Source organism: Terrimonas ginsenosidimutans, from assembly GCF_022012415.1.
GTDB classification, from domain to species: domain Bacteria; phylum Bacteroidota; class Bacteroidia; order Chitinophagales; family Chitinophagaceae; genus Terrimonas_A; species Terrimonas_A ginsenosidimutans.
Genome location: NZ_JAKLTR010000009.1, coordinates 144,232 through 157,440, shown reverse-complemented (window position 1 = coordinate 157,440; position 13,209 = coordinate 144,232). Strand labels below are relative to the sequence as shown.

Below are 13,209 nucleotides of genomic sequence, written 5' to 3'. Positions count from 1 at the left end.
TACTCCTGTTGTACTGGTGGTGCAGGCTGTTTACACCATTAGTTAACTGAGCGAAAGATATTTTATAAAACGATATTACTGCTTTACAGCAGACTTCCGCTCAGGATCAGGTATGCAACGGAAAAGTAAATGATCAGGCCTGTGACATCCACCAGCGTCGCTACAAACGGCGCAGAAGAAACAGCAGGGTCAGCGCCAAGCTTCTTCAGTGCCATGGGAAGCATACTTCCTGAAAGCGTTCCCCACAGGACGACACCAAGAAGTGTGATACCAACAGTGATGCCGATCCCCATCCAGTGTTCTCCGTAAATATCGGGGGCAAAGGAATGCCAGAGGAATATTCTCAGAAAACCGAAGATGCCTAGCACGGTACCCAGAAGGAGGCCGGAAATGATCTCTCTTTTCATGACCCGCCACCAATCGGAAATAGTGATCTCGCCCACGGCCATTGCCTGAATGATCAGCGTTGAAGCCTGAGAGCCGCTGTTACCACCACTTGAGATGATCAGTGGGATGAACAAGGCCAGGACCACCGCTTTGGCGATCTCGTCTTCAAAATAGGCCATGGCGGTGGCGGTCAGCAATTCTCCAAGAAATAAAATGATCAGCCATACAACCCTTTTTTTGAACAGCCGCATGATCGGCATCTCAAGATAAGGCTGATCCAGCGCCTCCGTACCACCGATCTTCTGTATGTCTTCGCTAAACTCTTCACTGGCCACCCAGAGAATATCATCGATGGTGACTATGCCCAATAGTTTATTGCTATTACTTACTACCGGCAATGCGACCCGGTTATTCATTTTGAATACCTCACTGGCGCTTTCCTGGTCATCATACGCATTCAGGGAAGTTACACGTTCGTCCATCAGTTCGCGGACCGTTTTATCCGGAGGGTTCAATATGAAATCGCGGATGCGGATATCATCCAGTAATTCGCCTTTATCATTGATGACATAGATCACATTGATGGTCTCACTATCCTTCCCGTATTTACGGATCGTAGAGAATACTTCTTCAATGGTATTTTCCGGGTAAACATAAACATAGTCCGGTGTCATCAGCCGCCCAATACTGTTCTCTGGATAACCCAGCAGCGAAAGGGTGATCTTTCTCTCCTCGGGGTCCATGAGTTTGATCAGTTCACGAACGGCATTGCTTGGCAGTTCTTCCAGGAAGTCCGTACGGTCATCTGCGGGAAGTTCATTCAGCAGTGAGGCGACAGTATTGGGGGGAAGGATCTGTATGATCCGTTTCTGTGTGGGGAACTCAAGGATCTTGAATACGCTGGCAGCGCGGTGTACAGACATGTTCGCAATGATCTGCCCTTCAAAGTCCGGAAATTCATAGACCAGGTCAGCCACATCACTGATATTCTGGTCGTTCAGGAAATCCCTGATCTGAAGTTTATCTTCTGTAAGAATAACGGCCTCAAACTGTTCGAGCATTGAGGGTAGTTGATTGAGTTCCTCAGTCATGTCCCAAAAATACGAAGTACGACGGTCAGAACTAGCTATCAATCTTTCCTCAGTGTTAAGAAATATGCGATTTTCGCGAAAAGTTTATTTTTTTGATGATCCTTCCTTTTCTCTATATATCTGATGCGGGTGCCAGTGGCCGCGGAGTATTCAGTTCAGAAGATATCGATGCCGGCACCCTGATCGAGGTGTCGCCTGTAATTGTAATGAGTGGTGATGACCGGAAACACCTTGATCGAACATTACTGCACGATTATATTTTCGAATGGGGGCATGATCAGCAGGAGTGCTGCATGGCGCTCGGTTATGTTCCTTTATACAATCATTCCGCAGCTTCCAACTGCGAATATGAGATGGATTTTGATCATGCATTGATCGGGATCCGCACAGTGCGGGCGATAAAAGCGGGCGAAGAGCTTTGTATAAATTATAATGGCGATTGGGACGATGCCAAACCGGTCTGGTTCCAGACAGCCTGAGCATAAAAAAAGCGTTTATACAAATTGTACAAACGCTTTTTTTGTAAATGATAACTGTTACTGGAATACAACCTGCGCTCTTACTTCTCCAAACCAACGGAAGAAGAAACGGGCTGCTCCCGGGACAGGGAGTGTGGTTTTTGTATGCAGTGTTACGTAATAGTATTGGTTCAACAGGTTAAGCTCTGTTGCTGTTACTTCATCGATGGGGAACGTGGCGGTAAAAGTACCGGTCGATGGCAGAAGAGCTCTCGGAGCTGTTCCGGTCGTCTGTTGCAACACAATATAAGGTGTTGTATTAAAGCTGGTGGAATCACCGGTTGCGACGGTGAACGGATTTCTGAGTGCACTGTATCCGATCGGCGCGGGACCATTCAGCCTTACCGCGATCACACTATCGGAAAGACCGCTCCAGCTGATCGTATAGTTAAGTACTTTGGTTCGTTTATCATAGCTCACAGAGAGCTTTGCGAGACCTGTAGACGGACTGGGATTTGGTGCGATCTGAGCACCGGTTCCGCTGATATCACTCTTCGTGTAAAAGTTTACTTTTTTCTTTTCTGATTCTTTTTCGCAGGATGAAAGGCCCATGAACAGGGCAAACGAAAGAAAACCCAAAGCAGTAAGTCTGAACAATTTCATGGTTGCGTGATTTATAGTAAATATAAGACTAAGAGGTTAAAGAGAAAAAAGAGAAAAAGGAGATCGGGGATGTTTTGTGATGCCCAAAAAAAGGATAAACGTTTGCCGGCACCTGGATAAAAGATAAGGGGAAAGATCACTCTTTCCCCCTGGTGACTGGTGGACTATGGTAGCAAAAACAGTTAATCTTATAAGATGATGAAACGGTGCTGGCTGATATCTTCATCGCCATCTTTAAGTTTCAGAATATAAGTGCCTCTTGGGAGCCGGGTGGTGGCAAATATGTTTACCGGCTGACCGGCTTCCATAGTGCCCTGACTTTGCCTGGTGATCAACCGGCCATTCAGGTCAAAAATGGAACAGGAAGCTTTCGCCAGTTTTTTTCCACTTTGGATATAGAGCGCATTATTCTCAACAATGGTAGGGAATACTTTTGTGGTGACTGGGCCAGATGTGGTTGTTGTTACGGATATAACAGATGAATAGGAGATCACTCCGGCATTATCTGTCATTTTCAAACGATAGTAATAGTTGTCTGCTTTAGGCAACGCGTCGGTGTATTGATAGTTGATCTCATTACTGCCTATCGTGGCGGCCTGACCTGGCAGGCGGTTGACCGTTGTAAAGCTGAGTGCGTCTGTACTGCGCTGGATATCGAACCAGGCGGGATCACTGTCACGGGTGATCTTCCATTTAAGATCTGCTGCGCTGTTTCTGCCCTGCCCTGTGAATGAGATCAGGTTTACCGGAAGAAGGATCATCGTTTGAAGGGAGAAACTCACCCGGTTATCGGATGCATTCTCAAAATATTCCAGTACCAGGTTGCGTATACCGGACAGGCTTGTTGTATAGGTCGTCGATGTATAGGAATGGGCATTCCAGTTGTCGATCACCCAGGTTGAACCTCCATCAAGGCTGAGCCTGTATCCGTCATCAGCTCCCACAATAAACCGGTATTGCCCGTTTGCGAAATTTTTGCTCAGGCGGTATCTGACACTAAAGTATTCTGTCAGCACGCTACACGAACTGGTAGGGTAAAGAACGTTGGTGCCACCAAAACTCTGATCGAAATTAGGTGAAGAGGTGCTGCCTTCATGTACCATGCCTTTGTAAGTGGTAAAATTATTACCGGAATACACATAGCCATTCCAGACGTTATTTGATCCAGACACCGATGTGTTTTCAGTGCCGCTGCAATCTTGTGTAACCTGGAAGGACACGCGGTTGCCTCCACCGTTCTCATAATACTCCAGTACCAGGTTATAGGTTCCGTTCAAAGGAACACTGACCGAATAGGAAGCGAATCCCTGATCAAACCAACGGTCAATGATCCATGTGGCGCCACCATCGATACTGAGCCTGTAACCATCATCTCCTCCTACGAGGAAGGTATAGGCACCGCTGGCGAAAGTTTTTTGGAGACGATAGCGGACACTAAAGGTGGATGTGAATACCGGGCAGCCATTTGTGGAATAGTTGACGTCGCTGCCGCCAAATGATTGATCAAAGGATGGATCTGTGGTTGTACCCTCCGTTACATAACCTCTGTAGTTCGTGAGGTCCATGTTGTCATACACATATCCGATCCAAACATTGTTTGTTCCATAAACGGACTCAGTTCCCTGGGGCGTACAGGGTTGTGCAATGGAAAAAAATGGCAGAATGAGGCCGAGAAATAAAGCAGGTAGAGTTGGTTTCATGAGATGATGGTTTCTTGTCACCTCAATAAACGAAACAAACTAAGGGTTATTGCTTATTAAAAATAGGGGTTTATTGTTAACGCTGTGATTATCAGGAAAAAGGGTACCCGATAAATCCGGGAAAAACAATGAAGTTTTGATAATTGTCAATGATTCAGCCGCAAAAAACCGCATAAGAATGATCTCATGCGGTCAATAGTAATCTTTATCAAACCAGAATTCGGGCTTATTTAAGCATATCTTTTATTTCCTGGAGTTTTAATAGTGCTTCAACAGGCGTCAGCCGGTTAATGTCAATTGCGCCCAACAGGCTCCTGATATCCCCGAATGTCTGGGAATGGGCGTCAAAGATGGATAACTGGAATTTTGGAGCGGAGAGTGACTTTACTTTTTCCTTTGTTTGATCTTGTGCGGCAGGCTGATCATCATCATCCACGTGTTTGGACTCAAGATGTTTCAGGATCTCATTCGCCCTGTCGATCAGCGATGGCGGCATGCCGGCCATTCTGGCCACGTGTATACCAAAGCTGTGAGTACTTCCTCCCGGCGCAAGTTTGCGGAGGAAAATTATTTTATTGCCGATCTCTTTATTCGTGATATGGTAGTTCCTTACACGTTCGAGTTTTATTTCCAGTTCGTTCAACTCATGATAGTGCGTTGCGAAAAGCGTCTTTGGCTGATGAGGCGTATTATGTAAGTGTTCCGCAATACTCCAGGCGATAGAGATCCCGTCATATGTTGACGTTCCTCTTCCGATCTCATCAAGCAGTATCAAGCTCCGGGGAGTGATATTGTTGATGATACTTGCGGTTTCATTCATTTCAACCATAAAGGTGGATTCACCACCACTCAGGTTGTCTGATGCGCCAACACGCGTAAAGATCTTATCGGTCAGCGAAATCCTTGCTTCTGTTGCCGGCACAAACGATCCGATATGCGCCATGAGTGTGATCAATGCCGTTTGCCGGAGCAAAGCAGATTTACCACTCATGTTCGGCCCTGTCAGGATAATGATCTGCTGTTCCGATTTATTCAGTTCGAGGTCATTGTGGATATAGGTTTCCCCTACAGGCAGATGACGTTCGATGACCGGATGGCGTCCTTCCTTCACGATCCACTCCATGCCGTCATGCAGTTGTGGTTTTTTGTACTGGAAGTAGAGCGCATTCTGTGCGAAGCAGGATAAACAATCAATCACGGCAAGGATATTGCCGTTGGTTTGAACAGGGGAAAGGTAGTCAAACAGCTCATTCAGCAATGCATCATATATACGAAGCTCTGTGGCGAGTATCTTTTCTTCTGCACCGGTGATCTTTTCTTCATACTCTTTCAATTCCGGCGTGATGTATCGTTCCGCATTCGCCAGTGTTTGCTTACGCATCCATGACTCAGGAACTTTATTCTTATGCGAGTTGGTTACTTCCAGGTAGTAACCGAACACGTTATTGAATCCGATCTTCAGTGAGCTGATACCTGTGATCTCTGCTTCCTTCTGTTGAAGTTTGGTAAGATATTCTTTGCCGCTGTGCGAGATCGCACGGAGTTCATCCAGCCCGGCTTCCACTCCGCTGTTGATCATGCCTCCTTTTGAAGCAAGCGCAGGCGGATTATCGATGATCTCTTTGAAGATCTTTTCAGCAATGTATGGACAGGGGTTCAATGCATCACCCAGTCGCTTGAGATATTCATTATCTGTGCCTGAGCAAAGTTGTTTGATGATATCGACCTGTTTCAGCCCCCGCGCGAGTTGGAGCACCTCGCGCGGATTGATGCGCTTGGTCGGGATCTTTGCCACGAGGCGCTCAATATCACCGCAAAGTTTAACTGCCTGTGACAGTTTATTGCGTGTATCGGTTTCTTTGATCAGCCATTCGACCAGGTCCAGCCGTTCATTGATCTTTGCCATATCTTTCAGCGGAAACACGATCCATCTTTTCAGCAGGCGTGCTCCCATTGGGGAAACAGTATTGTCAAGAACGCTGAGCAGCGTGTGATCACCTTCGGACGATCCATATACCAGTTCCAGGTTGCGGATCGTAAACCGGTCCATCCACAGAAAATCATCCCGATCGATGCGCTGCAGAGAGGTGATATGTTGCAGGTTCGGGTGTTCGGTATCTTTCAGGTAATGGATGATGGAGCCAGCAGCGATCAGTCCTTTCTTCATTTCTTCCACACCAAAACCTTTCAGCGAGTGTGTCTGGAAGTGTTTTAGTAGTGTGTCTTCCGCATAGACGGCATCAAAGATCCATTCGTCGAGCGTGTAGGTATACATTCTGCCGCCGAAATATTCTTTGAACGTTTTCTGACGCTGGCGTTGAAAAACGACTTCGGCAGGTTTGAAGCTTTGGAGGAGTTTATCGGCGTATTCCCGATCGCCTTCGGCGATAAAGAACTCACCGGTTGAGATATCGAGGAAGGCAAGGCCGTACTGGTCATCGTCAGAAAAGTGAATGCCTGCGAGAAAGTTATTGCTGTGATGTTCGAGCAGTTTATCATTCAGTGCTGTTCCGGGCGTAACCATTTCGGTGACTCCTCTTTTGACGACACCTTTTGCTGTTTTGGGATCTTCGAGCTGATCGCATACAGCCACACGATAGCCGGCTTTTACCAGCTTGTGCAGGTAAGTGTCGATCGAATGGTGAGGGAAACCTGCCAGTTCGAGGGAGGAGGCCGCACCGTTATTCCGTTTGGTAAGCGTAATGCCGAGCACTTGTGAGGCTATTACAGCATCCTGACCAAATGTCTCATAAAAATCGCCGACACGGAACAGTAGAACGGCATCCGGGTATTTCTGTTTGATCGCCCGGTGCTGTTGCATCATCGGGGTCTCCTCTGTTTTGCTCTTCGCCATGGGCGACAAATATAAAGGCTTTTGCTGCCCGGTTGAACGGTATTATAGCGGGTGTGAATTACTTTTGCGCCATGCGAAAATTGAGTATGGATGAGTTGGGCCGGAAATCGGTCGAAGAATTCCGGCAGTCAGATAAAACGCCGGTGATGGTAGTATTGGAAAATATCCGCAGTGCGTATAATGTTGGGAGTGTGTTCCGTACCTCGGATGCCTTTTTGGTGGAAGGTATTTTCATCATTGGATATTCGGCAAAACCTCCGCACAAGGAGATCAAAAAAACGGCTTTGGGCGCGGAAGAGACCGTCGCCTGGAAGCATTTTTCCACATCGGCCGAGGCTATTGAGGAGCTGAAGCGCGATGGTTACACCATTTATGCCGTTGAACAGGCCGAAGGAAGTATCAAACTTCAGGATCTTTCCCCGGCTCCCGACGAAAAGATCGCGGTGGTTTTCGGCAATGAAGTGACGGGAGTGGAGCAAACCACCATTCATTTATGCGATCACGTGCTGGAGATCCCGCAGTTTGGGATGAAGCACTCGCTGAATATTGCGACGGCGGCGGGCGTGGTATTATGGGAACTGGTGAGACGCCGGGGAAAATGACCTGACGGTCGTTTCTGCCATGAGCCGCCTGCCCCGACACTGCGGTTTACAATCCAGCAGAATATTGCTTACCGTTCTTCCCGCCCCGGTTTATTTCCTATCCGAAGGACGGAAGAACGGTATTTTTTTTAAGAGTTATATCTTACTGATATTACGTGTTTGCAATTGCTTCTTAAATTTTATAGTGAGATTAATCAAGAATTAATCAGGTTGTTTCTTCATGCTATAGTCTTTTTGCTACCTTTTTCTTCTAAACCTTATCTATCATGTTCGCTTTCTTCTCAAGTCACCGATCGTGTGATATCCTCATTTCTGTATTATCCATTTTAACCAATAAACCATAATATGAAAAGGAAACTTTTATTTGTATTATCCCTGTTCTTGGGACTGTATCTGCATGCGCAGCGGGTTACGTTCAATGATACTATTGCTGGTGTTGTGGTTCGTATAACACACGATCCATCGGCAGATAGTGCACAAGCGATTTTTTTTATGCCGGGTCAGGGCGAAGTGGGAATGGATCCCGCTAACCTAACTGTATACGGTCCGCATTACTGGCTTCAAAATGGCTGGGATGGTTCGGTGGCGCTTGGTAATGGCACGCACTACCCCATACTGATAACAATGTTACAGCCTTTTAATAATACCCGTCCCTGGGTATTGAAGCCTGCAATCGACAGTATTCTGGCCAATTTCAAAATAAAAAGAAATTCACTGCACATCATGGCGTTGAGCCAGGGCGTTTGGACTCTTGGCCAGCTGGCAACATATAAGCCTGCTGCAAACGATTACTCTTACCTCAGTCTTTTCAGAAGTTTTGTGGATATACAGGGGCAAAATCCAACGGATACTTATCATTCTTCATTACCTTTTCCTGATAAGTTTGGTGATTGGGTAGCCAGGTACAACACAAAATTTCTTGGGTTCGAGCAGATAAATGATACCCGGAATACAAGAAGGATCGTGGATACAATGAATAACAGGGTAGCAGGATCCGCGTTCTTTCTCTGGACAACTTTTGGTTCTGGCGGGCATTCCAATTTTAACGACTTCATGGATCCTGCGCAAAACAACTGGACGCTGTCAAATCCAAATGTGAACTGGAGGAAACCCCTTGCCAGCCCCACAGGTTATCTTTCAACTCCCATTGCCGGAGGGCAAAACGTTTATCAGTGGATGCTGCGTCAGGGAGATACTTTGATTGGTGCATGCGGTTCAAATATCGCTCCTTTGGCCAATGCCGGATTAAATGATACTATTACTCTTCCCCTTGATTCTTTACAACTCTCAGGCAGCGGCACTGATTCAGATGGATCGATCGTTTCTTATCAATGGACAAAAATAAGTGGCGGAACTGCAACCATTGCCCGTCCCGACTCGGCTATTACCAAACTGAACGGTCTTCAGGCTGGAGATTATGCTTTCGAGCTGACGGTTACTGACAATTGCAGTGCAACCGCAAAAGATACAGTGTTTATTACCGTACTGCCACCGGTAAGCAATGCGCCGAAATTCATCAATGTAAACATCTACGTTACCAATCCTTATTCGCATGGGGAGTGGAATGACTGGACGTTCAGCAATGGTTCAGACAAGGTTTCCGGGTTGTTCAATTATTCAGACACTACAGCTTCTACTGTATATGCAACGCTGAGTTACAGCAATGGTATCAACGATAATTACAGCGGATATGGCGCCGGAGCAACGATGGCTCCTGCTGATGTGCTTCGGTATACAAGCTACTCATCAGCGAACAGAACCCTGACTTTGTCGGGTTTGTCATCCTCAAAAGAATACAGTATTGAATTATATGCAAGCCGAAGGACCGATGGTAATCCGACGATCTTCACTATTGGAGGTCTCAGTGATACGGTAAATACCTACTATAACACTACACATGCAGCTGCATTTACCGGGTTAACGGCGGACGGTTCGGGTAATATTGTTGTGTCTATCGGCAAAATAAATTCATTTACTTATCTCAACGGATTCCGGATCGTCGAGACTGTTTCCAGTGCGCGCGGGCAGCGTGTGCCTGCTGTTGTTAAGCCGAACATTTCGCGCAACGCTGAAGATGGCGGATTGAATCTTTCTGTCTATCCTAATCCGGCGGGACAAGAGCTATTCTTTGAGTTGAATACGACCTATAAGGGTTCATTCTCAGTTTCCGTTGTTGACCTGGCTGGGAAAACTGCAAAACAATTCTCACTTGCAAAAGAGGCTGGCAGGCTAAGAAGAAGCGTTGACCTTCGCGGGCTTCCGGGAGGAAGCTATATGCTGGTGATACAAGAGGGGGGCAAGAAATATGTCAAACAATTCATCAAACAGTAGATATTGTTTGATCTGAACAGACTGGTTTAGTAAGTTCGATGGCGTCCTCCTTACAGAGGGCGCCTTTTTATTGGCGGAACAGCAAATTCTTCAATTGACTTATCTTTGCGGGATGTCCACCGCAAAAAAGTACCTCAGCTTAATAAAATTCTCGCACACGATCTTTGCAATGCCGTTTGCATTGATCGGTTTTTTTCTCGCAATTTTTTCTTTTGAAGTAGGGTTCGGAGTTGGCCAATGGAACCTGAACCAAACCATTGGCTGGAAGCCGGACAATACTCCGGTAGATACAAGCGTAGGATGGGAATATATAGCGGTGAAGTTTCTCCTTGTGATCGGATGTATGGTTTTTGCCCGCAGTGCAGCAATGGCTTTTAATCGTTACCTCGATCGTCAGTTTGATGCACTTAATCCACGAACGGCGATCAGGGAAATACCGGCAGGAATTCTTAAAGCAAACAGCGTACTGCTTTTTACGATCCTGAACTGTGTTTTATTCCTTGTGTGTACATATTTTATAAATACGCTTTGCTTTGCCTTAGCTCCTGTCGCGTTGCTTGTGGTGCTGGGGTATAGTTTTACCAAACGGTTTACTCCTTTATGTCACCTGATCCTTGGCATTGGTCTTTCCCTGGCTCCGATAGGCGCATTCCTTGCTGTTACAGGAGAGTTTCATTTATTGCCATTACTTTTTTCTTTCGCAGTGATCTGTTGGGTAAGTGGATTTGACATCATCTATGCATTGCAGGATGAAGAGTTTGATAAATCGCATTCTTTGTATTCCATTCCATCGTGGTTAGGAAAATCAAAAGCACTGCGTGTATCGGAGATCTTACATGTACTAAGCGCATTCTTCGTGATCTTTGCAGGGTGGTTTGGAAATTTTGGATGGCTCTATTGGATAGGTGTTGCCGTCTTCGCCGGGATGCTCGTCTATCAGCATTCTGTGGTAAAGCCCAATGATCTTCGCCGCGTGAACCTGGCGTTCATGACAGCAAACGGAATTGCTTCAGTGGTATTTGCTGTCTTCGTGATCGCAGACCTGTTTTTTCATTGGCGGTCATTAATGCAATAACCATTTTGAATTTTTACTTTTTACTTTTGACTTAACAATGCCCCGCATACTCTCCATAGACTACGGCCTCAAAAGAACCGGCCTCGCTGTTACAGACCCGTTACAGATCATCGCAACCGGTCTTACTACTATTGAATCCAAACAGGCTATTCCTTTTCTCAAAGATTATTTTTCCAAAGAACCTGTTGAGCTGATCATCATCGGTGAGCCAAAGAACTGGGATGACAGCGATACGCATGCCACACCTCTCGTGGAAAAGTTCATCAAGGAGCTCCAGAAGAATTTCCCTGCCATGCCGATCAAAAAGGTGGACGAGCGCTTCACTTCCAAAATGGCCAAGGATGCGATGCTCGAAATGGGCCTGAAAAAGATGCAGCGCCGCAATAAGGCGCTGGTGGATGAGATCGCTGCCACCATCATGCTGCAGGAGTATATGCGGTCGCTTTAGAAATTTCATGATTGGTAATCAATCATAAATCTTTGGCAGACACGGCGTTCGGGTTTTCCTGCTGTCTTCTCTTTCCCCGGGATGGCTTAACTTTGCCCCTTCTTTTAATGTAATTAATAAAATGATTCTACCAATTGTAGCATACGGCCACCCGGTTTTGAGGAAAGAAGCCGTAGATATAGCACCCGATTACCCAAACCTCGAAAAGCTGATCGCCGATATGTGGGAAACGATGTATGGCAGCAGCGGCGTTGGTCTTGCTGCTCCGCAGATCAACCGCGCCATCCGCTTATTCGTTGTCGATACAGAACAGATGTTTGCCAATATGGAAGAAGATGAAAAAGGTGAATTCCCTGACGAACCCGGTTTCAAAGGCGTTTTCATCAATGCCCATATAGTGGTACTGGAAGGTGAAGAATGGGCGTATAACGAAGGCTGTCTCAGCATTCCGAAGATCCGCGAGGATATCTATCGCAACGAATCAGTCACACTCAAATACGTGGACGAAAATTTTCAGGAGCAGGAAAAAACATTCAACGGCATCACTGCCCGCGTGATCCTCCACGAATACGATCATATAGAAGGCAAACTATTCATTGATCATATCTCTCCGCTGAAAAGAAAACTCATGAAGGGCAAACTGAATGATATTTCTAAGGGCAAAGTGAATGTGGATTATAAGATGATGTTTCCTTGATCGTTGATCGTTGTCCGTTGACCGTTGACCGTTGTCCGTTGTCCGTTGTCCGGAATTCAAGTGAGGTGGAATAAATTTGATCTTCGTGTACAAATTAAAAGGGTGGGGCTATCGTTGATAAACGATAGCCCCACCCTTTTAATTTGTACACGGTCAACGGTCAACGGTCAACGGTCAACGGTCAACGGTCAACGGTCAACGGTCAACGGTCAACGGTCAACGGTCAACGAATCCAAAATCCCACAAACGAGGTATTGTTCCACACCTCTATCTCCGATAGCTTTGCTTCTTACACCACCCCTTAGTCATTTCTCCGGACTGATCGAGTAGCAAAAAACAATTACAGAAAACTTATTGCTTATGAGAAGAAGTTTACTCTCAGCAATGGCCATACTATGCGCCATCAGCTACTCCTTTGCCCAAAGTGTTGCACCATCTACGGTGAACACTGCCGGTGGTACATATGATAACCCCGGTTCTTATTATCGCTTTGAATGGAGCTTCGGCGACATGCTGCTGATCTATTCTTTTTCAACGCCGGACAGTGCGTTCACCGTTACACAGGGGGTATTGCAGCCCTGTACGGAGAAGGTTGCCGGGGCTGGATCATCTTCTTTTGAAAGCGGTGATTATAGTTTGTTTCCCAACCCTACAACAGGAAAGTTCGAACTGAACTTCTTTATCAGGGAGTCCGGTAAAATGTATCTGCGTCTTGTGGATGCCACAGGGAAAGTGCTTGACAGGCGCAGCTATAACTACAATGGCTGTTGCAGCATTGAACAATTTGATCTGACCAATCATCCTCCCGGGCTTTACTATGTGATCGCGGAACTGCAGAATGACAAGAAACGCTACAGCGGATTCAAGGTGATGAAACTTGGAAAATAATAAACAACTCTACCT

General features: G+C 46.2%; 11 protein-coding genes. 7 read left to right on the top strand and 4 right to left on the bottom strand.

The genetic code is table 11. The annotated features are described in order from the left end of the window. Positions 1 to 83: 83 nt before the first annotated feature. Complete coding sequence (gene mgtE, locus LZZ85_RS15020) at positions 84 to 1,448, bottom strand: magnesium transporter (protein WP_237873553.1); 1,365 nt, start codon at positions 1,446 to 1,448, stop codon at positions 84 to 86. Positions 1,449 to 1,573: 125 nt separating this feature from the next. Between mgtE and LZZ85_RS15015 the strand changes: the two genes are divergently transcribed. After that, entirely contained in the window at positions 1,574 to 1,957 is a 384-nt protein-coding gene (locus tag LZZ85_RS15015; protein ID WP_237873549.1) for an SET domain-containing protein, read from the top strand. Positions 1,958 to 2,014: 57 nt separating this feature from the next. On the opposite strand, the gene LZZ85_RS15010 is transcribed toward LZZ85_RS15015, so the two are convergent. From LZZ85_RS15010 to mutS, 3 genes are all read right to left on the bottom strand, one after another. After that, the gene (locus LZZ85_RS15010) at positions 2,015 to 2,599 is read right to left on the bottom strand and encodes a CHRD domain-containing protein (RefSeq protein WP_237873547.1); all 585 of its coding nucleotides are present in this window, start codon (positions 2,597 to 2,599) and stop codon (positions 2,015 to 2,017) included. Positions 2,600 to 2,787: 188 nt separating this feature from the next. Beyond that, positions 2,788 to 4,299, bottom strand: coding sequence for a T9SS type A sorting domain-containing protein (locus tag LZZ85_RS15005; protein WP_237873545.1), 1,512 nt, complete (start codon positions 4,297 to 4,299; stop codon positions 2,788 to 2,790). A gap of 226 nt (positions 4,300 to 4,525) precedes the next feature. Continuing rightward, positions 4,526 to 7,153, bottom strand: a complete 2,628-nt coding sequence (gene mutS / locus LZZ85_RS15000; RefSeq protein WP_237873542.1) for a DNA mismatch repair protein MutS — start codon at positions 7,151 to 7,153, stop codon at positions 4,526 to 4,528. A 71-nt stretch (positions 7,154 to 7,224) separates the two neighbouring features. On the opposite strand from mutS, the gene LZZ85_RS14995 reads away from it, so the two are divergent. From LZZ85_RS14995 to LZZ85_RS14970, 6 genes are all read left to right on the top strand, one after another. Beyond that, positions 7,225 to 7,755 carry an RNA methyltransferase gene (locus tag LZZ85_RS14995; RefSeq protein ID WP_237873541.1) on the top strand — a complete coding sequence of 177 codons (531 nt, stop codon included), beginning with the start codon at positions 7,225 to 7,227 and terminating at the stop codon, positions 7,753 to 7,755. 345 nt (positions 7,756 to 8,100) lie between these two features. Continuing rightward, the gene (locus tag LZZ85_RS14990) at positions 8,101 to 10,086 is read left to right on the top strand and encodes a T9SS type A sorting domain-containing protein (protein WP_237873539.1); all 1,986 of its coding nucleotides are present in this window, start codon (positions 8,101 to 8,103) and stop codon (positions 10,084 to 10,086) included. Between the two features lie 112 nt (positions 10,087 to 10,198). Next, the gene (locus tag LZZ85_RS14985; protein ID WP_237873536.1) at positions 10,199 to 11,161 is read left to right on the top strand and encodes a UbiA-like polyprenyltransferase; all 963 of its coding nucleotides are present in this window, start codon (positions 10,199 to 10,201) and stop codon (positions 11,159 to 11,161) included. A 37-nt stretch (positions 11,162 to 11,198) separates the two neighbouring features. Then, positions 11,199 to 11,609 (top strand): Holliday junction resolvase RuvX, encoded by a 411-nt coding sequence (ruvX, locus tag LZZ85_RS14980; protein ID WP_237873531.1) that lies wholly within the window; start codon positions 11,199 to 11,201, stop codon positions 11,607 to 11,609. A 121-nt stretch (positions 11,610 to 11,730) separates the two neighbouring features. Then, a complete protein-coding gene (def, locus tag LZZ85_RS14975) occupies positions 11,731 to 12,306 on the top strand; it encodes a peptide deformylase (protein ID WP_237873529.1) in 576 nt (191 codons plus the stop codon). 360 nt (positions 12,307 to 12,666) lie between these two features. After that, positions 12,667 to 13,194: a T9SS type A sorting domain-containing protein gene (locus LZZ85_RS14970; protein ID WP_237873526.1), complete on the top strand. Its 528-nt coding sequence runs from the start codon at positions 12,667 to 12,669 to the stop codon at positions 13,192 to 13,194. The last annotated feature ends 15 nt before the right edge of the window (positions 13,195 to 13,209 follow it).